The organism is Ruegeria sp. C10 (assembly GCF_056537805.1).
In genome coordinates, this window is sequence record NZ_JBQFSC010000001.1 from 224535 (window position 1) to 246345 (window position 21811).

At 56.9% G+C, this 21811-nt stretch carries 20 protein-coding genes; 14 read left to right on the forward strand and 6 right to left on the reverse strand.

Annotated elements, in window-relative coordinates; translation table 11 throughout:
- The first annotated feature begins 123 nt into the window (after nucleotides 1-123).
- Nucleotides 124-1200 (forward strand): DUF2793 domain-containing protein, encoded by a 1077-nt coding sequence (locus ACR0DE_RS01065; protein WP_170646939.1) that lies wholly within the window; start codon nucleotides 124-126, stop codon nucleotides 1198-1200.
- Between the two features lie 171 nt (nucleotides 1201-1371).
- Here the strand turns inward: ACR0DE_RS01065 and ACR0DE_RS01070 are convergent, their stop codons facing one another.
- Genes ACR0DE_RS01070 through ACR0DE_RS01080 form a run of 3 tightly spaced genes read right to left on the reverse strand, consistent with a single transcriptional unit; the run spans nucleotide 1372 to nucleotide 3769 of the window.
- Complete coding sequence (locus tag ACR0DE_RS01070; protein WP_480751201.1) at nucleotides 1372-2451, reverse strand: helix-turn-helix domain-containing protein; 1080 nt, start codon at nucleotides 2449-2451, stop codon at nucleotides 1372-1374.
- Nucleotides 2452-2510: 59 nt separating this feature from the next.
- A complete protein-coding gene (locus tag ACR0DE_RS01075; protein ID WP_170596179.1) occupies nucleotides 2511-3248 on the reverse strand; it encodes a hypothetical protein in 738 nt (245 codons plus the stop codon).
- Nucleotides 3245-3769, reverse strand: coding sequence for an RNA polymerase sigma factor (locus tag ACR0DE_RS01080; protein ID WP_255612221.1), 525 nt, complete (start codon nucleotides 3767-3769; stop codon nucleotides 3245-3247). Before ACR0DE_RS01080 ends, ACR0DE_RS01075 begins: the two co-directional genes overlap by 4 nt.
- 98 nt (nucleotides 3770-3867) lie before the next feature.
- On the opposite strand from ACR0DE_RS01080, the gene ACR0DE_RS01085 reads away from it, so the two are divergent.
- Nucleotides 3868-4449: a YceI family protein gene (locus ACR0DE_RS01085; protein WP_170422841.1), complete on the forward strand. Its 582-nt coding sequence runs from the start codon at nucleotides 3868-3870 to the stop codon at nucleotides 4447-4449.
- A 37-nt stretch (nucleotides 4450-4486) separates the two neighbouring features.
- Here ACR0DE_RS01085 and ACR0DE_RS01090 read toward each other — a convergent pair whose 3' ends face one another.
- The 3 genes from ACR0DE_RS01090 to ACR0DE_RS01100 all read right to left on the reverse strand — a co-directional run bounded on the left by ACR0DE_RS01090 (nucleotide 4487) and on the right by ACR0DE_RS01100 (nucleotide 7422).
- The gene (locus ACR0DE_RS01090) at nucleotides 4487-5509 is read right to left on the reverse strand and encodes a trans-3-hydroxy-L-proline dehydratase (protein ID WP_480751204.1); all 1023 of its coding nucleotides are present in this window, start codon (nucleotides 5507-5509) and stop codon (nucleotides 4487-4489) included.
- A gap of 63 nt (nucleotides 5510-5572) precedes the next feature.
- The gene (locus ACR0DE_RS01095) at nucleotides 5573-6631 is read right to left on the reverse strand and encodes an ABC transporter ATP-binding protein (RefSeq protein WP_170407775.1); all 1059 of its coding nucleotides are present in this window, start codon (nucleotides 6629-6631) and stop codon (nucleotides 5573-5575) included.
- Nucleotides 6628-7422 (reverse strand): IclR family transcriptional regulator, encoded by a 795-nt coding sequence (locus ACR0DE_RS01100; RefSeq protein ID WP_480751206.1) that lies wholly within the window; start codon nucleotides 7420-7422, stop codon nucleotides 6628-6630. Before ACR0DE_RS01100 ends, ACR0DE_RS01095 begins: the two co-directional genes overlap by 4 nt.
- A 140-nt stretch (nucleotides 7423-7562) precedes the next feature.
- On the opposite strand from ACR0DE_RS01100, the gene ACR0DE_RS01105 reads away from it, so the two are divergent.
- The 12 genes from ACR0DE_RS01105 (at nucleotide 7563) to ACR0DE_RS01160 (ending at nucleotide 21732) form a co-directional block, all read left to right on the forward strand.
- Complete coding sequence (locus ACR0DE_RS01105) at nucleotides 7563-8822, forward strand: ABC transporter substrate-binding protein (protein WP_170394448.1); 1260 nt, start codon at nucleotides 7563-7565, stop codon at nucleotides 8820-8822.
- Nucleotides 8823-8916: 94 nt separating this feature from the next.
- Complete coding sequence (locus tag ACR0DE_RS01110; RefSeq protein ID WP_170394445.1) at nucleotides 8917-9843, forward strand: carbohydrate ABC transporter permease; 927 nt, start codon at nucleotides 8917-8919, stop codon at nucleotides 9841-9843.
- Between the two features lies 1 nt (nucleotide 9844).
- Complete coding sequence (locus ACR0DE_RS01115) at nucleotides 9845-10693, forward strand: carbohydrate ABC transporter permease (protein ID WP_170394442.1); 849 nt, start codon at nucleotides 9845-9847, stop codon at nucleotides 10691-10693.
- Between the two features lie 22 nt (nucleotides 10694-10715).
- Nucleotides 10716-12056 (forward strand): alpha-galactosidase, encoded by a 1341-nt coding sequence (gene melA / locus ACR0DE_RS01120; RefSeq protein ID WP_480751209.1) that lies wholly within the window; start codon nucleotides 10716-10718, stop codon nucleotides 12054-12056.
- Between the two features lie 54 nt (nucleotides 12057-12110).
- Nucleotides 12111-13820, forward strand: a complete 1710-nt coding sequence (locus ACR0DE_RS01125) for an IlvD/Edd family dehydratase (protein WP_480751211.1) — start codon at nucleotides 12111-12113, stop codon at nucleotides 13818-13820.
- A complete protein-coding gene (locus tag ACR0DE_RS01130) occupies nucleotides 13820-14587 on the forward strand; it encodes an SDR family NAD(P)-dependent oxidoreductase (protein WP_480751213.1) in 768 nt (255 codons plus the stop codon). Before ACR0DE_RS01125 ends, ACR0DE_RS01130 begins: the two co-directional genes overlap by 1 nt.
- A 4-nt stretch (nucleotides 14588-14591) precedes the next feature.
- Nucleotides 14592-15485 (forward strand): 2-dehydro-3-deoxygalactonokinase, encoded by an 894-nt coding sequence (locus tag ACR0DE_RS01135; RefSeq protein ID WP_480751216.1) that lies wholly within the window; start codon nucleotides 14592-14594, stop codon nucleotides 15483-15485.
- Nucleotides 15482-16087 carry a 2-dehydro-3-deoxy-6-phosphogalactonate aldolase gene (locus ACR0DE_RS01140; protein WP_170509607.1) on the forward strand — a complete coding sequence of 202 codons (606 nt, stop codon included), beginning with the start codon at nucleotides 15482-15484 and terminating at the stop codon, nucleotides 16085-16087. Before ACR0DE_RS01135 ends, ACR0DE_RS01140 begins: the two co-directional genes overlap by 4 nt.
- Complete coding sequence (locus ACR0DE_RS01145) at nucleotides 16084-16944, forward strand: SMP-30/gluconolactonase/LRE family protein (RefSeq protein WP_480751218.1); 861 nt, start codon at nucleotides 16084-16086, stop codon at nucleotides 16942-16944. Before ACR0DE_RS01140 ends, ACR0DE_RS01145 begins: the two co-directional genes overlap by 4 nt.
- On the forward strand, nucleotides 16941-18854 hold the full coding sequence (locus ACR0DE_RS01150) for a beta-galactosidase (protein ID WP_480751220.1): 1914 nt from the start codon (nucleotides 16941-16943) through the stop codon (nucleotides 18852-18854). Before ACR0DE_RS01145 ends, ACR0DE_RS01150 begins: the two co-directional genes overlap by 4 nt.
- A gap of 67 nt (nucleotides 18855-18921) precedes the next feature.
- Nucleotides 18922-20766, forward strand: a complete 1845-nt coding sequence (locus ACR0DE_RS01155; protein WP_480751222.1) for a family 1 glycosylhydrolase — start codon at nucleotides 18922-18924, stop codon at nucleotides 20764-20766.
- A gap of 39 nt (nucleotides 20767-20805) precedes the next feature.
- Nucleotides 20806-21732, forward strand: a complete 927-nt coding sequence (locus tag ACR0DE_RS01160) for a carbohydrate kinase family protein (RefSeq protein ID WP_170422864.1) — start codon at nucleotides 20806-20808, stop codon at nucleotides 21730-21732.
- Nucleotides 21733-21811 lie beyond the last annotated feature (79 nt).

Here is a 21811-nt window from a genome sequence, read left to right on the forward strand (position 1 = left end):
ATTTCTGAGACCAAATCTTAAAAATTCGAAACCTGGGCGTTCGGCTGGGTCAGGCGGGATTTACGCACATCACGGCAGTGTGGCGCGCAATCATCATCGGACCGACACCACAGGAGGATGCCCATGCCACAGAACTCTCCCCGTCTAAATCTGCCCTATCTGCAACCCGCGCAGGCCCAAAAACATGTGACCCATAACGAAGCGCTGCGTGCGCTAGATCTGGTGGTGCAGCTAAGCGTTGCGTCCGTTAACGCGACTATCCCACCAGCTGCTCCTGATCAGGGTGAAACCTATGCATTGGGCACGTCTCCAACCGCAGCATGGTCCGGACAGGATGGAAAACTGGCGGCTTGGTTGGACAACGGGTGGCATTTCTTGACGCCCGACATGGGCTGGCGGGCTTGGGATCAAAATGCAGGGCTGTTGAAAGTCTGGGACGGGTCGGCGTGGATCGACCCGCCGGTCAATACACAGAACCTTTCCGGGATCGGCATCGCAACCGGATCAGACAGCACAAACCGTCTGGCCGTACGTAGCCCTGCCACCTTGTTGACGCATGAGGGCGCTGGCCACCAACTCAAGATCAACAAGGCTGGTGCCGGTGATACTGCCTCGCTGCTGTTTCAATCGAACTGGACCGGCCATGCCGAAATGGGCCTATCCGGCGATACAAATTTTTCAATCAAGGTCTCGCAGGATGGCGGAAGCTGGGTCGATGCTTTGCGGTTTGACGCCACAACCGGAACAGCCAGCGGAGCGGCTGTGCAAAGCAGCGCCGATGACACCACCTCGGGTCGCCTGATGCGGGCAGATTACGGGTACGGACCGGGCAATGTGCTGGGCACCGTATCCGAAAGCAGCGGCGTACCCAGCGGAGCGGTGATCGAGAGGGGCGGCAATGCAAATGGTGACTACACGCGCTTTGCTGACGGAACCCAGATTTGCACCGCCGTTCTAAGTGCGGTGGCCTGCACGACCGCAACTGGTAGTATGTTCGCCAGCGGTACCGCCAATTGGGATTTCCCTATTGCCTTTGCTGACAGCAGTTCTCCCGCTCTCAGCGGGAACGGCGGCGGTATTGGCCGATTTATGGGGTTTGACGCACCTTCAGAAACTCAAGCGACGTATCAGGTGATGGCTCCATCCTTGGACGCTACCAGTATAGCGCCAACAGTGATCGCAGTCGGTCGTTGGTACTGAATAAAGACCGTTCGGGCCATCGCCCGGACGGTTATCGTTCTTGCAAATTGGTTTCTGACCGATCCAGACAACACGCAAAGATCTGTCTTATCCTGTACCAAGATCGATACCAGGAACCCAGCTAACAACCCTATCATTTCACTCTTTGTGAAAGCGACAGATCAATGCCAGTTACAAGGCCGCCGTCCATACGCGATATCGACCCTGCCCGGTTACTTCGCGGATCAGCCCCCTATCGCTGAATTTGTCCAGATTTCGCTGTGCCGCTGCACGCGAGGCATGGGTCAGTTCTTCGGCCAGCGGGGCGGAAACCATCGGCCAAGCCGTTAATGCATCAATCAGCACGGGTGGGGTTCGACCGCTTAGGTCCGAAATGGCGTCGCGGGCGCGCTCTTCCCAAGCGCTGATCCGGTCCAAATGCAGCAAAGCCGCAAGTGAGGCCTGGCCTGCCCCCTGAATCCAGACCGAAAGTTTCTCGTCCAACGATCCTGCCCCCCGCAATGCACCTGGGCCCGACAGAGAAAGCGGCATGAACAATGCGCCACCTCGACCCATCGCGGAGGCATGACGGGCCGCGATGACCGCGGCCTCGGTATCCTGTCCGATGCCAGGAGACAACGCGCGCCACGCGTGAAATCCGATGGCGGCCTGGGTAACCGGGTGCAAACCGGCGACATTTCGCATGGTTTCCGCCAGATCAATCACTGCTTCGGGTGTATCTTCGAAACCTTGGGCCTGACGGTCTAGAAAAGCGGTCAGCCCCGCATCCCAGCCGCCCTCTGATGGCGCAGCACCCGACGACAGCCGCCTCACTGCCCATCCCGCCCGATACAAAGCCTGCACATCATCACCGGTTGCTCCGATCCGCAAACCGGTCCAAAGCGCAAGGCGGTCGATGCTGATCCGATCGCCCGTCCACCAGCCCAGATCCGAGACCTCCATCAGGGCCAGACGGTGACCCCACCCCTTGGGACCCGCGCGCAAACGTTCATCCAGAGCTCCAAATGTCACGGCCAGATCGGCAAGTTCAGCTGATAACTCGGATTGGGCCGCACGCCAGTCCCTTGGGTCAAACAGCAAACGCTGGTCCGGTCTCGGTACAGAGGGCAGAAATTCTCCCGGGTCTTCTTCGCCGTCGGGCGGAAGGAACCACAAATCGTCGTCTTCCGGCGGATCGGCGTCATAGATGCTGCGCGGCCCTTCTTCCAAGGCCTCATCATCCGGGTCCGGTATCTGAGGGTTCGGCTTCATGTCGGGTATTCTTCGGGCATTTACCGCGGTTCACAAGTGGTTTTGCGGATTCTTGTCGCTCAGCCTGAGAACGCCTCGGTCAAAACACTTAGTTCTCCACTCAGGTCTGTTTGCGCATCTCCACCCAACAGCATATAGCCGTAGCCATCATTCGCCCATGTAGCTGTCGCAAGACCACTGAGCACCGCAAGGTTCACATCCTTGACCGGTGCTCCCGCGCCTTGCCGGATCACACAAAACGCCACCGGATTGCCCTGGGCGTCAGCAAAGACCACCTGCACCAAAGGTTTACCTTTGAACGACAGTACCTGAGCACGTTTCAGATCAAGGCCCGGCAGAGTTTCCAACACGTCCCGGTTCAGTGAACGACCCAACTGAGCCTCGGCCTGAACAAACTGCGCGTCCAGGGTTTGCTGAGAATTGTCCAGATCGGCAATCGTGTCCGGTGAATATAGCGATTGATAGATCGCAGCCTGCTCCGCCCAGCCCAATGCCTGTGGTCGCGTGGCCCAGAATGTTGCAGACGCAGCAATAACAGCAACTGAGGCTGCGACCGCCAGCAAACGGAGCGGTCCGGCATTGGATTGTTGAGCGCTCGGAATGGGCAGATCGATCGAAGGCGCCTCAGTTGGAATGCCTTCAAAAGCCTGCTGCACAACCTGGGCAAATGGGTCGAGCGCCATGAGACGGTGTTCGAGTGCAGAATCCTCGGCCACCGCGTCTTCGATGGCGCGGGCTTCGGCCTCATCGAGGCTGCCTTCCAGATAGGCCAGAAGTGTTTCGTCGGAAAACTTCATTTGCCACTCCGTTGCACGGTGTCAGCCGCATCGTGCTGCATAACGGTTTTCAGTTTCTGCCGGGCATTGGAAAGCCGGCTCATGATTGTGCCGATGGGTACGTCCAGCATATCCGCAGCTTCGCGGTAGCTGTAGCCTTCGACAAACACAAGCATCACCGTTTCACGTTGCGCCTCTGGCAGTTGCATCACTTGAGTAAACACCTGAGCGGCGAAAATATTCGTTTCTGAATCAGGCCCTGTCGCGACTAATTCCGCCTCGGGCGTGACCGAAAGCGCCTGCGCCTTTCTTACGGATCGCGCCCGTATCTCGTTCAGCCATATTGAACGGCAGATCGTCATCAGCCAACTGTCCAGCCGTTCATACGAGGTGACCTGGTGGTGTTTCTCCAACGCACGCAATGCCGTCGCCTGCAACAGATCATCCGCAACGTCCGACGCACCCGACAAAGCCAGCCCAAACCGCCAGACCCGTTTCGAGTGGGTCTGGATTGCGCCGCGCACGGCTTGTTCGGTGCTCATCTCAACACTCATCGAATAAAACGCGACCTGTGTGTGTTTGCTTTGACATGGGACCGGGCCCGCTTGGTCAGAACTGTCATAGATCCTGGAGGAAAGAAATGAAACTTCTGTTCAAAACAATCACGATTGCGTCGGCTATTATTGCAGGCCCGGGTCTGGCCGCTGATTGGACACTAAACCCGGATGCGTCTCATCTGGCTTATGGAACGGTCAAGATCGATGATGTAGGAGAGGTCAATTCTTTCACCAACCTTTCGGGTCATGTCAGCGAAGATGGCAAGGTTAATATCGATATCGATCTGTCGTCGGTCGAAACGAATATCGACATCCGTAACGAACGGATGATCGAGTATGTGTTTCGCAAGGCCGCGACCGCGACATTGAGCGCGAATATTGATATGGACCAAGTGTCGAAGCTGGATGTGGGGGCCAGTAACACGATTGAGGTGGATGCGAAGCTGGCTCTGGCGGGGACCGAGGTGGAATTCTACACCGATATGTTTGTCCTGCGTGTGGCCGAAGATACCGTCATGGTTTCAACCAACGACATGGTGTTCATCAGCACCGAGGATGCGGGCGTTTCGGCAGGCGTAGACAAGCTGATGGAGTTGGCGCAACTACCCAGCATCACCCGCACCGTACCGGTGACCGCACGATTGATGTTCAGTCTCGAAGGTTGAAACCAAAGAATAGTACGGGGTCGAATTTGGCCCCGGCTTATGCCCCCCAAGTGTCGCTTAGGCGATAGCCGCCAGGCCATGGGTCATCGGGGTCCAGCATGTGCTGGTGCGTACCCGTAATCCAGCCTCGCCCCGAGATTTCCGGGGTGATCGCCACGCGGCCGTTCAGATCATGCCGCTCTACGATACGACAGCGAAATTCACTGTTGATGACTGAACGCGCGTGGTAGCGATCGGTCATCGTCATTTCTCCCTTGGCCAGCAAAACCGCCATCCGCGCTGAAGCACCGGTGCCACAAGGTGAACGATCCAGCTTACCCGGTTTGATGGCGACAGTATTACGTCCGATGAGAATATCGCCCTGACGATCGAGCGGGCCTGCAATCTGGCAGAACGAAATGTGGCTCCAGTCTTTACTAGGGTGATCGAAGCCAAGCTGCTCATTGGCGGCATCGGTGATACGCGCGCCAGTCCTTGCAAGATCAGCCCCTTCATCAGGGGTAAGCTCGAAACCCAGATCGGCGGCATCTACAATTGCAAAACTGTCGCCACCAAACGCGGTATCCACGCGCAACGTCCCGATGCCCTCAACCTCGATCCGGGCATCCAGCTTGTCGACGAAACTTGGCACATTATGCACAAAGATACGTTCGGCCTTGCCATTTCGGCATTCGGCGCGGACGCGGATCAACCCTCCTGGGGCTTCCAATGTCAGATGGGTTTCAGGCTCGTGCATCGGAAGAATGCCACTGTCCAACAGAACCGTTGAGACACAAATCGAGTTGGAGCCTGACATCGGTGGCGTGTCTTCCGGTTCCATGATGATGAACGCTGCATCCGCCTCGGGTTTTTTTGGTGGAACCAGAAGATTCACATGGCGAAAGACACCGCCGCGAGGTTCATTCAGCATGAAATCCCGCAATGTCTGGTCTTCAGCGATAAAGGTCCTTTGGTCCCATACCGTCTCTCCCGGAGGCGGAGCGACGCCGCCGACGATAACGTCGCCCACTTCGCCTTCAGCATGGGCCGAGATCACATGGATGGTTTTGGAACTGCGCATAAAGCCTCCGGAAAGCCGATGGATAATGCGCAGTCATGCAAAACAGATCCGGTCTGGCAAGCCCTATCGCAGCCGCTGACCCGTCTCGGGATCGAACAGCATCGCACGCTCAGGACGAACCGAAAGCCCGATGCGGTCACCGGTCGTACTGCGTTGGTCTTCCCGTTCTTCCACAATCAGCTTATCGCCATTTGGCGTCAGCAGATAAGAATATGAAACACCACCGAGCGCTTCGGTCAGATCAACTGTGCAGGTGTCACCGTTTCGATCCACCTGAATATGCTCGGGGCGAATACCCAATGTTACTTTCGTCGCTCCTTTGGGAACGCTCTCGGTGACCGGGACATCATCAGTAAGTGCAGGGTGCCGCACCATGCCGTCCACGACATCGCACTCAAGGAAGTTCATTGCAGGAGACCCGATGAAACCCGCCACGAACTTATTGTCGGGGTCGCGATACAGGTCCATAGGGGCTCCCACTTGCTCAATCCGACCGTCGCGCAATACCACAATCTTGTCGGCCATGGTCATCGCCTCGACCTGATCGTGCGTAACGTAGATCATCGTCGCGCCGATTTCCTGATGAAGCCGCGCAATTTCAACCCGCATTTCCACGCGAAGTTCTGCATCCAGATTCGAGAGCGGTTCGTCGAACAGGAACACCTCGGGGCCGCGCACAATGGCACGCCCGATCGCGACACGCTGACGCTGACCGCCGGACAACGCTTTGGGTTTGCGTTTCAGATATTGGTCGAGCTTCAGAATATTTGACGCTTCCTGAACCTTCTGATCGATCTCGGCCTTGGCAACACCGTTCATACGCAGACCAAATCCCATGTTCTCGGCCACGGTCATATGAGGATAGAGCGCATAGGTTTGAAAAACCATCGCCACTCCGCGTTTGGCAGGATCCACATGCGTGACTTCACGTGCGCCGATATGGATTTCCCCGTCCGAGGTTTCTTCCAAACCCGCGATCATCCTCAACAGCGTGGACTTACCGCAGCCCGAGGGGCCCACGAACACGCAAAACTCACCATCTTCAATCTGCAGATCAATCCCGTGAATGACCTGCGTCTGGCCATACCGTTTGATCGCGCCTTTCAGGGTTACACCTGTCATGTTGCTTGCATCCTATTCTGTTGGCCCTCGGGGAACCGCCACGCCTGTGCTTCTGCGCCGATCTGTTCAGCGACGCGCCGGACGCGCGGCACCCAAGATTGCAATTGCTCGAAATCCATTCGCCCAGTCGATCCTGTCACCGATAGGGCCCCCAACATGCGGCCCCCATTAGTCAGAATCGGGCAGGCAATGCAGATGATGCCAGGCTCATGCTCTTCATCATCAACTGCGTAACCCCGGCTGCGGATCTTAACGAGATCAGCCCGTAATGCCTTTTCCGAGGCCAAGGTCTTGTCAGTGAACCGATGAAAGCTTTGTTGCGAGATCGTCTTTTCCAACTGTGCCTCGTCCAAATAGGCCATCATCGCTTTGCCAACGCCTGTGCAATAGGCCGGGCCGACCTTGCCGGCCTCGGAATACATCTCAATTGGTCGTTGCGCGTTGCGCTTATCCACATAAAGCACCTGCCCGGAATCAAGTTGCGCCAAGTGCACGGTCTCCCCTGTCTCGGCGCTGAGAGCGTCCAGGAAAGGCCGCGCAATTGGAGCTAATGAGCTATGCGTCCATGCCGAATGTGCCAGGCGCACCAATCGCATACCTGGCGAATAGGTCTGCCGTTCCGGTTCGTAATGCAGCATGCCCTGATTGGTTAGCGACTGCAGAAAGCGGTATAGCGTCGCCTTGGGAAATTCACTGCGCTCCAGCAATTCCCCGAACCGCACCGGGCGTTCGAAGGCCGCGACCTGTTCCAACACGTCACATGCTTTTCCTATTGTTCCGTCACCTGCCACGGGTGCCTGTTCTCCTCCACTTTCCCTCGGCTTTGGGCACGAGGGTCTTGACAAGAGTAGCCGAGTCGATGTGTAGTTTTCAATATATAAAACAAGGTTTCAATATTTGAGACCAATATGGAAGCTTAAGGGAGGAAACTATGCATTCCATGTTCAAGCGCACAGCGGCTGCTTTGGCTGCCAGTGTGGCACTTGCTGCGCCCGTCGCAGCAGAGCTGACCGGCGAGCTGCGAATCTTCCTCGATACGTCCAACCCGGCGCCGCGCGCGACGATGGAAGCGATGATCGAGCGATTCGCGGCCGAGCATCCCGGTCTAGAAATCGAAACCACCGTGATCGACCGTGAGGCCTACAAGACCCAGATTCGCAACTTCCTGACGGCTGACACGCCAGACGTTGCCACCTGGTATGCAGCCAACCGAATGAAGCCTTATGTTGAAGCGGGTCTTTTCGAAGACGTCTCGGACCTGTGGGCTGAACCTGAAATCGCCGACAATCTGGCCTCGACCAAAGGTGCGATGACCATTGATGGCAAACAGTGGGGCGTTCCGTACACCTACTATCAATGGGGCGTTTATTACCGCAAAGACATCTTTGATGAGCTGGGTCTGACCGAGCCGACCACTTGGGAAGAAGAACTGGCCAACTGCCAGAAGATCGTCGATTCCGGCCGCGCCTGTTATACCATCGGCACCAAGTTCCTGTGGACAGCAGGTGGCTGGTTTGACTATCTGAACATGCGCACCAACGGGTTCGACTTTCACAATCAACTCGCAAATGGCGAGATCAGCTGGGAAGACGACCGGGTTAAGCAGACCTTCGCCAACTGGAAACAGCTGATCGACATGGGCGCATTCATTGACAACCACCAGACATATAGCTGGCAAGAAGCCCTGCCCTTTATGGTCAACGGTGAGGCCGCCGCCTATCTGATGGGTAACTTCGCTGTGGCTCCGCTGCGTGAAGCAGGCCTGACCGACGATCAGTTGGACTTCTATCAGTTTGTCGCCATCAACCCCGATGTTGAACTGGCCGAAGACGCGCCGACCGATACGTTCCATATCCCGGCCAATGCCTCGAACAAGGAAGCCGCGCGTGAGTTCCTGCGTTTCGCAGTCTCTGCGGACGAACAGACCGAAATCAACAACGGTGCAAACCTCGGCCAGTTGCCTGTGAACGCGCAATCCGCAGTGGACGACGACAAGTTCCTGCAGCAGGGCTTTGTCATGCTATCGTCTAACAGCCCCGGCGGTGTTGCACAGTTCTGGGACCGCGACGCACCAGCGGAAATGGCAAAAGTGTCGATGGAAGGCTTCCAGGAATTCATGGTCAAGCCGGACAACGCTGACAAGATTCTGGCCAAGCTGGAACGTGCGCGCGAGCGCATCTACGACAACTAAATCTTGTCCAGGGTCGGGCTGAAGCCCGGCCTACACCTTGCACAATAGTAGGGCGGGCTTCAGCCCGCCTTCACCCACCAGATCCGAGATGCCCATGACCGCTGCCGTTGACGCCCCCGAGCAAGAAAGCTGGTTCCACAGAAACCAACAGCGCATCGCGCCCTGGCTGTTTTTGGCTCCGGGTCTGTTGTTCTTCATGGTCTATGTGATCATCCCGGTCTTTCAGTCTTTCAATCTGTCTCTTTATGAATGGGACGGTTTAGGTGCAGCTGAATATGTCGGCTTTCGCAACTATGAAGATCTGTATTGGGAATGGGTGGACCGCGACGCTTTCTACATCTCGCTCAAGAACAACCTGATCTGGCTGATCCTGTATCTGGCCGCAATTCCTGCAGGCTTGTTTATTGCACTGTTCCTGAACCAGACGGTCTGGGGCATCCGCCTCTACAAGTCTTTGTTCTTCTTTCCCTTCGTCATCTCTCAGGTCGTCGTTGGGCTAGTATTCACATGGTTCTACGACCCAACCTTTGGCCTTCTAAACGAATTCCTAAGCCTCTTTGGCCTCGGTCCACTGAACGTGCTGGGGGATGAGCGCTTCGTAACCTACGGCATCATCTTCGCAGGTCTATGGCCACAAACGGCCTATTGCATGATCCTCTACCTCACCGGCCTTAACGCCGTCGACCCCGAACAGATCGAAGCCGGGCGTCTGGACGGCGCAAAAGGTGGGCGAATGCTGTGGCACATTATTCTGCCGCAGCTGCGCCCGGCAACCTTCATCGCATTCGTTGTGACAATCATCGGCGCGCTGCGCAGCTTTGACCTGATCTCGATCATGACACAGGGCGGTCCTTTTGGCTCGTCCCGCGTGCTGGCCTACTACATGTTCGAGGTCGCGCTGTCCGAATACGGCTTCCGCATGGGATATGGCGCAGCTATCGCTGTGATCCTGTTCCTGATTATGCTCTGCTTCATCGCCTACTTCCTGTGGTCGATGTACCGCGAAGAAAGGGGGCACTGAGATGTTTCCCAAACCGATCGAAAAACAACCCCGCGCAGCGCAGATCACCTATCAGGCGATGTTGCCTCTGGCACTGCTACTATGGCTGGGGCCCCTTTTGGCGGTCGCGCTTTTCTCGGTCAAACCTGCCGCAGACTTCACCAATGCGAATTACTGGGGGATGCCGTCAAGTTTTGAGGGCGCGTTCAATTATGGTCAGGTCTTTTTCAATTCGGATATGCCACGTTACTTGATGAACTCGTTCCTGATCACCGTACCAACGGTAATCGGGGCCGTTGCACTCAGTTGCATGACAGGCTTCGCGCTGGGGATCTACAAATTCAAATCGAACCTCTGGATCTTCTTCATGTTTGTGGCGGGCAATTTCGTACCCTTCCAGATCCTGATGGTCCCTGTGCGCGATCTCACGCTGGAGTTGGGCCTTTACAACACCAAAACAGGGCTTGTGCTATTCCACATCGCCTTCCAGACCGGGTTCTGCACGCTCTTCATGCGCAACTTCATCCGCGCCCTGCCATTCGAACTGATCGAGGCCGCACGGGTCGAGGGCATTAGCGAATGGCGAATCTTCTGGTACGTCGTTCTACCACTGATGAAACCGGCCATCGCCGCACTCAGTGTCCTGATTTTCACCTTCATCTGGAACGACTATTTCTGGGCTGTTGTTCTGACCCAAGGGGCCGAAAGCCAGCCCGTGACAGCCGGGATCACCAGCTTTAACGCGCAATTTCGCGCTGCTTATCAGTTGATGAGTGCCGGTTCTATAGTGGCAGCCCTGCCGCCGGTTGCCATGTTCTTCCTGATGCAGAAACACTTCATCGCGGGCCTGACCCTCGGTGCCGTAAAATAACGTCAAACCAGAGGTTTACCTCATGACCAAGATCACCTTTGTAGGTGCAGGTTCCACGATCTTCATGCAGAACATCGTGGGCGACGCCCTGCTCACCCCTGCCCTTGCAGACAGCCACTTTGCGCTGATGGATATCGATCCGGTGCGCTTGGCCGAAAGCGAAGCTGTGGCCAAGGCCATGATCCGCTCAGTCGGCACGGGTGCAACCGTCTCAACCCACTCGGATCGTCGCGCGGCGCTGGACGGCGCAGATTTCGTGATCACTGCCTTTCAGGTTGGCGGGTATGAGCCTTGCACGGTGACAGATTTTGAAATCCCAAAACAATATGGCCTGCGTCAGACTATCGCCGATACGCTGGGTGTTGGAGGCATTATGCGCGGCCTGCGCACTGTGCCCGTTCTGTGGGGCGTCGCGCAGGACATGATGCAGTTGTGCCCCAACGCAACGCTGCTGCAATACGTGAATCCGATGGCCATCAACACCTGGTCTCTGGCTGAGCGCTTCCCTAATCTGAAACATGTCGGCCTGTGCCATTCTGTCCAGAACACGGTCGAAGAATTGGCGCATGATCTAGACCTGCCCAAGGCGGACTTTCGCTACAAAGTTGCCGGTATCAATCACGTCGCGTTCTTCCTCAAGCTCGAGCATGAAGGCCGCGATCTGTATCCGGCTTTGCGTCAGGGCTATCGCGCCGGGCATTTACCCAAGCCTCCGCTGCTAATGCCGCGCTGTCCAAACAAAGTCCGGTACGAAGTGATGGACCATCTTGGATACTTCTGCACCGAAAGTTCCGAGCATTTTGCAGAATACGTTCCTTGGTTCATCAAAGACGGTCGCAATGACCTGATCGAACAGTTCAGCATACCGCTGGACGAATACCCGACCCGCTGTGTCGAGCAGGTGGCCAATTGGAAGGAACAGGCCAAGACCCTGACAGATGGTCGGAACATTGAAGTAACCCGAAGCCATGAATTCGCCGCCGACCTTATGAACGCAATCGTGACAGACACGCCGTACACAGCCTACGGCAACCTGCCAAATACGGGTCAGATTCCGCAATTACCCCTAGGTGCAGCGGTTGAAACGCCGTGTCTGGTTGACTCGAATGGCGTCCAACCTTCCGTGGTCACGGATATCCCGCCACAACTGATCGCGTTGATGCGGACCCAAATCAACGTACAAGAGCTAACGGTTCGCGCGCTGACCGAAGAAAACCCCGAATACATCTATCACGCCGCAATGATGGATCCCCATACTGCGGCCGAGCTGGATCTGCGCCAAATTCGCGGCCTCGTCACCGATCTGCTTTCTGCCCATGGTGATTGGCTGCCAGATTGGTGCCGCCCCGCCCGCGCAGCTTAATCTTCGTCTTCTCAAAAAACACTCAATTCCAACGCCAGACAGACAGAGCCAATAATGACCAAGAAACGCCGTTCACAGCATTGGTACGGAAAACTCGATAAGGACGGGTTCATTCACCGGTCCTGGATGAAAAACCAGGGCTTTCCGGATCACGCTTTTGACGGGCGCCCCATCATCGGCATCTGCAACACATGGTCGGAACTGACGCCCTGCAATTCGGGCCTTCGTGATCTGGCCGAAGGCGTGAAACGGGGCGTGTGGGAGGCCGGCGGCTTTCCAGTGGAATTCCCCGTTATGTCGCTGGGCGAGACCCAGATGAAACCCACCGCCATGCTGTTTCGCAACCTGCTGGCGATGGATGTCGAGGAATCGATCCGCGCCTATGGTATCGACGGCGTTGTCCTGCTGGGTGGATGCGACAAGACCACCCCGGGGCAGCTGATGGGTGCAGCCTCGGTCGATTTGCCGTCCATCGTGGTTAGCTCTGGCCCGATGCTGAACGGCAAATACCGGGGTCAGGATATCGGCTCGGGCACAGATGTCTGGAAGTTTTCCGAGGCTGTTCGTGCCGGAGAAATGACACTTCAGGATTTCATGAACGCTGAATCAGGCATGTCGCGTAGCGCGGGCGTGTGCATGACTATGGGCACCGCTAGTACCATGGCCTCATTGGTTGAGGCGATGGGCATGTCGCTGCCCACCAACGCCGCCCTGCCTGCCGTTGATGCCCGCCGCATGGCACTGGCGCATCTGACCGGCAAGCGCATTGTCGAGATGGTGGACGAGGACCTCAAGCCATCAGATATCCTGACCAGGGAGGCGTTTGAGAATGCCATCCTCGCCAATGCAGCCGTCGGAGGATCGACAAACGCAGTGGTCCACCTGTTGGCACTTGCAGGTCGCGTGGGTGTCGACCTGACGTTGAAAGACTTTGAAATCGGATCGGAAATCCCCCTGCTGGTCAATTGCATGCCTTCTGGCAAATACCTGATGGAGGATTTCTGTTATGCAGGCGGTGTGCCAGTGGTTCTGAGCGAACTCAAACCTTTCCTGCGCCCGGCAAGAACAGTTCTGAACAAGGACATCTCGGCCCACTGTGAAGGGGCTGAGTGTTTCAACACAGACGTCATCCGCCCATTTGACGATCCGGTAAAACCCGCCGCAGGCCTGCGGGTTCTGCGCGGCAATCTTGCGCCCAACGGGGCAATCGTGAAGCCTTCGGCGGCCACAGATGCACTGCTGGAAACCGAGGCCGAAGCATACGTTTTTGAAAGCATCGAAGATCTGAAAGCCAATATCGACCGCGACGACCTACCAGTTACACCTGAGACCATTCTGGTCCTCAAAGGTTGTGGGCCCAAGGGCTATCCAGGGATGCCCGAGGTTGGGAACATGCCGATCCCGGCCAAGCTGGTCAAAGACGGCGTACGCGACATGATCCGGATCTCGGACGCGCGTATGTCTGGTACTGCATTCGGGACAGTTATCCTGCATGTCAGCCCTGAGGCTCAGGCCGGTGGTACGTTGGCGTTGGTCAAAACCGGTGACCGTATTCGCGTGTCCGCCAACAAGGGCGAGCTGCAGCTGCTGGTCGACGAAAAGGAACTGGACGCCCGCCGCGCCCTGTGGCAACCGGACGATCCGCATTACTCGCGCGGGTATGCGAAGCTTTATATCGACCACGTGTTGCAGGCTGATCGCGGCGCGGACCTTGATTTCCTTGTGGGCAAAGACACGCGCTTAGTGACGAGAGAGAGCCACTGATGGATCAACCTGCTACATTTCAAGACCTCAACGGAGCCTCTGTTTATATAACCGGCGGCGGTTCGGGCGTTGGTGCAGCGTTGACTGACGGGTTCATGGCCCAAGGGGCTAAAGTTGCCTTTATCGGTCGGTCAGATGCCGGTGAATTTGTCGAACAGATGCGTGACAAGCACGGCCGCGCCCCCTTGTTTTTGCAGGGTGACATGACCGATACCGAGCTGTTGCACACCACCATGGCCAAAGCAGCTGAAGCCCATGGCCCGATCAAAGTGCTGGTCAACAACGCTGCGAATGACAAGCGGCACTCACTTGAAGAAACTACAACCGAGTTCTGGGACTGGATGATCGAAGTCAACCTAAAGGCCTACTATTTTGCCTGTCAGGAAGCCGCGCGACAGATGAAGGACAAAGGCGGTTCGATCATCAATTTCAGTTCGATCAGTTACCTGATGGGGAACGCAGGTTATCCAATCTATACCAGTTCAAATGCGGCGATCACCGGCATGACACGCTCGTTGGCGCGTGAACTTGGGCCACATAAAATTCGCGTCAACGCGCTGGCACCGGGATGGGTTCTGACACAGAAACAGCTGGACATGTGGGCCACACCCGAAGATCTGGCTGCGCATATGGATCGCCAGAGCCTGAAAGAGCATCTGACGCCCGAAGACATGATAGCACCAACCCTGTTTCTGGCTTCAAGCGCAAGCCGTGCAATGACCGGGCAGTGCATGGTGGTTGACGGCGGCGTGGTAGGAACGGGGTGATGCTATGAATGTCGAGTGGATCGCTGTTGACTGGGGAACATCTCATCTGCGGGCATGGGCCATGCAAGGTGATAGCGTTTTGGCACAGGCCGCGTCGTCAGATGGTATGTCCCGCACAACCGGCGGAGGTTTTCAGGCAGCCCTGCTAGCTTTGATCGAAGATTGGCTGCCCGGGCAACCGGTAGATGTGATCGCCTGCGGAATGGTTGGGGCACGGCAAGGTTGGGTCGAGGCCCCGTATTCCGCTGTTCCGTCCGAACCAATCCCGATCGTACCATTCCGTGTTCCAAACACCGATCCGCGCATTCGGGCCTTCGTTGTTCCGGGGCTGAAACAGACCAGCCCTCCCGATGTGATGCGCGGCGAAGAGACTCAGATCGCGGGGTTCCTCAGCACGCATCAGAATTGGGACGGTGTGATTTGCCTGCCCGGTACTCATACGAAGTGGGCCCAGATCAGTGCCGGAGAGGTGGTCAGTTTCCGAACCTTCATGACCGGCGAGTTGTTTGATCTGCTGCGCGGGCAATCCGTTCTGCAGCATTCAATTGACGAGGGCTGGGACGACGCGAGTTTTACCGAAGCGGTTGCCGACATGCTGTCGAAACCCGAGCAGCTGGCAGCGCGCCTATTCGGGCTACGGGCCGCTGATTTGCTGCACGGTCAAAGCAACAGCGTTGCACGCGCCCGTCTTTCAGGGTTCCTGATTGGCGCCGAGCTTGCCGCATCGCGGCCCTATTGGCTGGGTCAGCAATTGGCGATCATCGGCTCGGAAAGCTTATCCAACGCCTACGCAACCGCCTTGCAACAACAAGGCGCAATGGTCGAAACCGCAGACGCCATGATCGCAACCCTTGCAGGTCTATCGCAGGCCCGAACATTAACGAGGCAAACCGCATGAGCCGCCCAATCATCGCCATTCTGCGCGGGTTAACCACTGACGAGGCGCTACCGGTCGGTCACGCCCTGCTGGAAGCGGGCATAGACCGGATTGAGGTTCCGCTGAATTCTCCCGATCCGCTAGAAAGTATCCGAGTTCTCGCCTCGGAGATCGGGGACCGCGCGCTTATCGGAGCGGGTACTGTATTGACCCCCGATCAGGTTGACGCGGTTGCCAATGTCGGGGGCAAACTGATCGTTTCGCCAAATTGCGATGTGTCCGTGATCCAACGCTCTGTCGCACTTGGGCTGCAAAGCTGGCCGGGTGTGTTCACCCCGACCGAGGCCTTCGCTGCGCTCCAGGCCGGGGCTACGGGGTTAAAACTTTTCCCCGGTTCGCTTGCCGGTCTTGCAGGGTTGGCTGCCCTGCGCCCTGTATTGCCGACGGGCGCTCAGGTCTTTGCGGTGGGCGGTGCGGGCCCCGAGAACTTTGGGGACTGGATCAAGGCCAGCGCCGACGGCTTCGGAATCGGGTCTGCACTCTACAAGCCCGGAATGTCGGTTGGCGACATAGCAAACCATGCCGAGCAGATCGTAGCTGCCTATGATGAGGCCGTTGGATGAGTCAGGTCTATGACGACCGCCCATGCGAACTGGGCGAGGGGCCATTGTGGCACCCCGAACGGCAACAGCTTTTCTGGTTCGATATCACCGGCAAACGACTGATGACGCGAGAAAATGAACAAGCGCGTAGCTGGGCGTTCGATGAACATGTCTCAGCCGCAGGATGGGTAGACCGTGACACTTTGCTGATCGCGTCGGAAACCGGCCTGTGGCGATTTGGGCTTGAAAGTCGAGCCAAAGATTTGATCGCCCCGCTTGAGGTCGACAATCCGGTGACTCGATCCAATGATGGGCGCGCCGATCCTTGGGGCGGGTTCTGGATTGGCACCATGGGCAAACAGGCAGAAGTAGGCGCAGGTTCGATCTATCGCTATTGGAATGGCGAGCTACGGCCATTGGTCCGAGATATCATCATCTCAAATGCAATCTGCTTTGCGCCGGACCGATCCTGCGGCTATTACAGCGATACCGCCACTAAACTGGTCATGCGTTGGGAACTGGACGCGCAGACAGGCTGGCCCATAGGCAAAGCGGCGGTCTTCCTTGACCTGCAAAGCGAAGATCTGAACCCGGACGGTGCCGTGGTTGATCACGACGGAAACATCTGGATCGCCCAATGGGGTGCCAGCCGGGTTGCAGCCTATACGCCCGGCGGTCAATTCCTGAGAGCGGTTGGTTTCGATGCCAAACACACTTCGTGCCCGAGTTTTGGTGGTGATGACCTGACTACACTGTTCTGCACCACCGCCCGCCAAGGGCTGGACGCGGACACTCTTGTAAGAACGCCGACGAATGGCATGACACTCACCGCGCCAAATGTGGCGCAAGGTCAAGCTGAACACAGAGTTATACTATGAAGCCGGAACTTGGCGTTTGCTATTACCCTGAACACTGGCCCGAAGAAAACTGGGCTCAGGACGCCGCGCGCATGGTCGAGACTGGCTTGAAATGGGTCAGGATCGGCGAATTCGCCTGGAGCCGAATGGAACCCACTGCTGGAGACCTGCAATTCGACTGGTTGGATCGCGCGATTGAAACCTTGGGTGCGGCAGGGCTGAAGATTGTGCTGGGCACCCCGACGGCAACACCTCCGCGATGGATGCTGGACAAGCATCCCGACATGCTGGCTGTGGATGTTGATGGCAATCTACGCAAGTTCGGCTCACGCAGACATTATTGCTTTAGTCACACCGGCTATATCGACGAATGCAAGCGGATCACGAAGATCATGGGTCAGCGCTATGGCCGCAACCCGCATATCGCTGCTTGGCAAATCGATAACGAATATGGCTGTCACGATACGACGCTCAGCTATAGTGCTGCGGCGTTGTATGCTTTTCACCGCTGGCTGGCGAACCGATACAACTCGATCGACGCGTTGAACGATGCCTGGGGGAATGTGTTCTGGTCGATGGAATATAACAGCTTCGATCAGATCGAGCTGCCGAACCAGACCGTGACCGAGCCCAACCCGGCACACGTCTTGGCGTTTCGCAGGTTCAGTTCGGATCAGGTGGTGGCGTTCAACAAGGCCCAGGTCGATGCGCTGCGGCCGCTAACGGATCAACCATTGCTGCACAATTACATGGGGCGCGTGCTGGAATTCGATCATTTCGATATAGGCAGGGATTTGGACATCGCGACGTGGGACAGCTATCCGATTGGCTTCCTGTCGGATCGGTTGGAAGTGGACGAGCCGCACAAGACTGCATTTCTGCAGCAGGGTGATCCGGACATGCAGGCCTTTCACCACGACCTATACCGCGCCGTCGGTCGAGGCCGTTGGTGGGTCATGGAACAGCAACCCGGTCCAGTGAACTGGGCCCCCTACAACCCGGCACCCCTACCCGGCATGGTGCGCCTCTGGTCGCTTGAGGCGGTGGCCCATGGGGCCGAAGTGGTCAGCTATTTCCGCTGGCGGCAAGCGCCATTTGGGCAGGAACAGATGCATGCCGGTCTACTTACCCCGCATGGCGACGAAGCACCCGGTTTGGCAGAGGCGCGTCAGACCGCCGATGATCTGGCCGCGATAGACACGGTTCAGCCTATCCATGCGCAGGTTGCTATCGTCTTCGATTATGCATCTGACTGGGCCTGGACAACGCAGCCTCAGGGCGCGGGGTTCGATTATTTCCGGCTCGTATTCTCTGCCTACCGCGCGCTGCGGCACGCTGGGTTGTCGGTGGATTTCGTGCCTCAGGACGAGGTCGGCAAGGAGCACTATAATCTGATCCTAGCACCGGGCCTGGCTGCCCTAGGCGATCTTGAACAAAGGCTAATACAAGGGTGTGATCTTGCTGTTCTGGGACCGCGCAGCGGGGCAATCACCGCAGATTTTCAGATCCCTGATTCGGGGCGCCCAGGTCTTGATGGCCTCAGCAGCCATGTCGATCTGATCGAAACTTTGCCACCCGGCGTAACCCGTATTGTCGAAGGGGGTGGTGCTGCGGAACATTGGGTTGAGCGCTTGTCAGGCTCCGCGCAAAAATTGCTTTCTTTCGCAGATGGCACTGCGGCGTTGCATGGCGGTGCCGGTCTTTGGTATTTGGCGGGGTTCCCCGATGAGGCCCTTTGGGATCGCGTCATAGCCATGGCGGCCCAGAAAACGGATCTGGCGCTCCATCCGATGCCCAAAGGGCTGCGGCGGCGCGAGACGCAGTCGCACGAAGTGCTGATCAACTATAATGCGCATTCAGTGACATGGGACGGCCAGCAGATCGAAGGATGTGATGTCCTGTTCAGGACGCGCGGTTCATATAAACGTTAATCTAGATACCGCTAACATAACCTGTTAGATGGCGTGACGCTGGTCATGGCTCCAACAGGTTGCGACAATGAAATATACCCGTTCTGACTTTCCCAATGGCTTTCTGTTTGGTGCGGCTGCCCCTGCAGAACCGGCAACTGGGCTAGACATGCACCGCTTTACAGTCCGTTGGCAGCACATCATACCAGACGGTCGCATTCCTGATGCACGCGCATTGGATCAGTGCGAGCAGCGGATTGATCAGCTTTTGGCACACAGCATTCGGCCATGCATTGTGCTGGATCACAACGATATCCCCCCAGCGCTGGAGGATATCGGCGGGTGGCGCAATCGAGTAATGGCCGACTATTTTGCAGCGTTTTCTGAGGCAGTCGTCGCTCGGATGGGTGATCGGATATTCAACATCTCTACCTTGAACCCGTCCGTCGGAATCGAACGCGACCCTCGCACTAATGCCCGCAGCCTGCACCATCAATTGCTTGCACAGGGCGCGGCGCGTCAGGAAATGCGGAGCTATGGGATGGCCAATCTGGGTGTAGAGGTCGATCCGCTCATCCTTGATACGATAACCAACGGGCAATACTCGCAGTCTTTGCTGGATCGATTGGCCAGCCACTTTCCCGAAAATTGGCGGGATGATTTTTCCATCATCGCCGAGCCGATTGATTGGTGCAGCGTAGTCGTGAAAGAAGGCACCGATATAGTTGCGCTGATGCGCAGCGCGCATGAGCTATCTCTGCCTTCTTTCGTGACTATAGCCGCCGATACGGGATCTGACCTGGCGCAGATTCTGGAGGCGGTACATGAAGCGCTTGAACCCGGCACGTTGGTACAGGGCATATTCGTTCAGTCCGGAACTGACGTCGGGGCGCTGCAAACAATCCAAGCAAGTGACGCCCACCCGGCCCCATGGGTTCGACCCAAGGGAGGGCTACACGCCCATTGGAATCTGGTGGCCGATATTGGCGGAACCAACACAAGACTGGGTGTCGTGACCGAGGGGGAGTTAACCGATCTTCGCAAACATCCCACCGGCGCCGTAAGTGATCTGCAAGACGCATTGCACAGCCTCTGCGACGAGGTCGGAACACAGCCGCGCGCGGTCGTCGCTGCCGGGGCTGGTCCGGTTCAGGACGGCACCATTCGCCTGACCAATGCCAATCTTGATCTTTCCGAAGACGCTCTGGCCCGAGCAACCGGCGCGCACCATACCTATGTCATCAATGATTTCACTGCTGCCGCATGGTCAGTCGCCGAGATTACCGAGAATGATGTTGAGGTATTGCAGGGCTCAGCCGCTCCACCACTGGGGACACGGCTAGTTGTCGGGCCGGGAACCGGGCTGGGCGTGGGCGCCCTGCTCTACTCTGAAGGACATTTTCACACCGTTTCCGGCGAGGGCGGCCATGTTGGATTGTCCCCGCGCCATCTTGACGAGGTCGAAGTTTTCAGCGCAGCGCGCCAGATCATACCCGACTGCTTTTTTGACGATACGCTCACCATCGAGGCCGAGATGTTCCTGAGCGGAACTGGCCTACCGGTTCTCTATCAGGCGATCGGAATGGCCGAAGGTCAGGCCAACGGCATGATACGTTCGGCAAAAGACATTCTGCAGGATGCTCAGGACGGCTCGGATGCCTGCGCTGTTAAGGCGGCGCGAATGTTCACCGAGCATCTGGGCGCCATAATGGGCGATCTTGCTGTTGCTCTTATCCCCTTCGGAGGTGTGTTTCTTGTTGGCGGGGTGGCCGAAAAGAACCGCTGGCTGTTTGGTCAGGATTTTCTGTGTGCCTTCAACGCAGGAGGTCGGTTTGATGAACTGCGGCGATCAATGAACCTGTATGTGTCGGAGCAGAATGAGTTTGGCATTGTTGGCGCTAACAATTTCTGTAAGAATGCCTTGGCACGGTAATTTGGCCGTGCATTTTTAGGCAGATCGAAGGGTAGCGGAATGATCCTGTGCTGTGGAGAAGCTCTGATCGATATGATCGCCGAACCAACGGTTTCTGGCAGCAAAGGGTTTGTCCCACATTCCGGCGGCGCGATCTTCAATACAGCAATTGCACTGGGTCGTCTGGGCATACAAACGGGGCTGCTGTCAGGGCTATCTACCGACATGTTCGGAGAGCAGTTGATCGCCGCCTTGCAGATCAGCCATGTCGCGACCTCGCACGTTATCCGCTCGGACCGTCCTACGACACTTGCATTCGTGCAGTTGAGGGATGGGCACGCCACATACAGTTTTGTCGATGAGAATACGGCGGGCCGGATGCTGCGGCCCGAAGACATGCCGGATCAACTACCGGGCGTTTCCGCACTGTATTTCGGAGGGATCAGCCTGGCTTGCGAACCATGCGCTGATGCGTACGCGGCCGCACTTGATCGTCATGGCGCGGATCATGCAGTGATGTTGGATCCCAATATTCGACCCAGCTTTATCAAGGATCAGACGCGATACCGGACCCGCTTGAACCGTATGATCGCAAAGACCGACATCATTAAAGTTTCCGATGAAGACCTTGATTGGATTATACCGGGCCCCGAAAGCCATGCCGAGAAAATTCCACTGCTGCTTCGTGCAGGACCAGCGATCGCAATCGTGACCAAAGGGGGGGATGGCGCGACAGGCTATCTTTCTGATGGAACGGACGTTTCCGTGCCCGTCCAGAAGGTTAAGGTCGTGGATACTGTTGGTGCTGGCGATACGTTCAACGCAGGTGTGCTGGCTGCGCTAAGCCAAACCGGTCATCTCAACAAGCCCGCCTTGCGCACTTTGCCCACAAGCAGTCTTCGCGACGCGCTTGAATACGGTGCAAAGGTCGCTGCCGTCACCGTATCCCGAGCGGGGGCAAACCCGCCTTGGGCACAGGAGCTCTGAAGGTATACAGACCGATGCCGTGTTCAAGCTAAGTTAGCAGCAAGGTCCAACGCCGCGTTCTTAATCGCAGCTGAAACAA

Coding starts and splice junctions, on each gene's coding strand:
- ACR0DE_RS01065 (WP_170646939.1), top strand. CDS start 124: ATGCCACAGAACTCTCCCCGTCTAAATCTGCCCTATCTGCAACCCGCG.
- ACR0DE_RS01070 (WP_480751201.1), bottom strand. CDS start 2,451: ATGAAGCCGAACCCTCAGATACCGGACCCGGATGATGAGGCCTTGGAA.
- ACR0DE_RS01075 (WP_170596179.1), bottom strand. CDS start 3,248: ATGAAGTTTTCCGACGAAACACTTCTGGCCTATCTGGAAGGCAGCCTC.
- ACR0DE_RS01080 (WP_255612221.1), bottom strand. CDS start 3,769: ATGAGCACCGAACAAGCCGTGCGCGGCGCAATCCAGACCCACTCGAAA.
- ACR0DE_RS01085 (WP_170422841.1), top strand. CDS start 3,868: ATGAAACTTCTGTTCAAAACAATCACGATTGCGTCGGCTATTATTGCA.
- ACR0DE_RS01090 (WP_480751204.1), bottom strand. CDS start 5,509: ATGCGCAGTTCCAAAACCATCCATGTGATCTCGGCCCATGCTGAAGGC.
- ACR0DE_RS01095 (WP_170407775.1), bottom strand. CDS start 6,631: ATGACAGGTGTAACCCTGAAAGGCGCGATCAAACGGTATGGCCAGACG.
- ACR0DE_RS01105 (WP_170394448.1), top strand. CDS start 7,563: ATGCATTCCATGTTCAAGCGCACAGCGGCTGCTTTGGCTGCCAGTGTG.
- ACR0DE_RS01110 (WP_170394445.1), top strand. CDS start 8,917: ATGACCGCTGCCGTTGACGCCCCCGAGCAAGAAAGCTGGTTCCACAGA.
- ACR0DE_RS01115 (WP_170394442.1), top strand. CDS start 9,845: ATGTTTCCCAAACCGATCGAAAAACAACCCCGCGCAGCGCAGATCACC.
- melA (WP_480751209.1), top strand. CDS start 10,716: ATGACCAAGATCACCTTTGTAGGTGCAGGTTCCACGATCTTCATGCAG.
- ACR0DE_RS01125 (WP_480751211.1), top strand. CDS start 12,111: ATGACCAAGAAACGCCGTTCACAGCATTGGTACGGAAAACTCGATAAG.
- ACR0DE_RS01130 (WP_480751213.1), top strand. CDS start 13,820: ATGGATCAACCTGCTACATTTCAAGACCTCAACGGAGCCTCTGTTTAT.
- ACR0DE_RS01135 (WP_480751216.1), top strand. CDS start 14,592: ATGAATGTCGAGTGGATCGCTGTTGACTGGGGAACATCTCATCTGCGG.
- ACR0DE_RS01140 (WP_170509607.1), top strand. CDS start 15,482: ATGAGCCGCCCAATCATCGCCATTCTGCGCGGGTTAACCACTGACGAG.
- ACR0DE_RS01145 (WP_480751218.1), top strand. CDS start 16,084: ATGAGTCAGGTCTATGACGACCGCCCATGCGAACTGGGCGAGGGGCCA.
- ACR0DE_RS01150 (WP_480751220.1), top strand. CDS start 16,941: ATGAAGCCGGAACTTGGCGTTTGCTATTACCCTGAACACTGGCCCGAA.
- ACR0DE_RS01155 (WP_480751222.1), top strand. CDS start 18,922: ATGAAATATACCCGTTCTGACTTTCCCAATGGCTTTCTGTTTGGTGCG.
- ACR0DE_RS01160 (WP_170422864.1), top strand. CDS start 20,806: ATGATCCTGTGCTGTGGAGAAGCTCTGATCGATATGATCGCCGAACCA.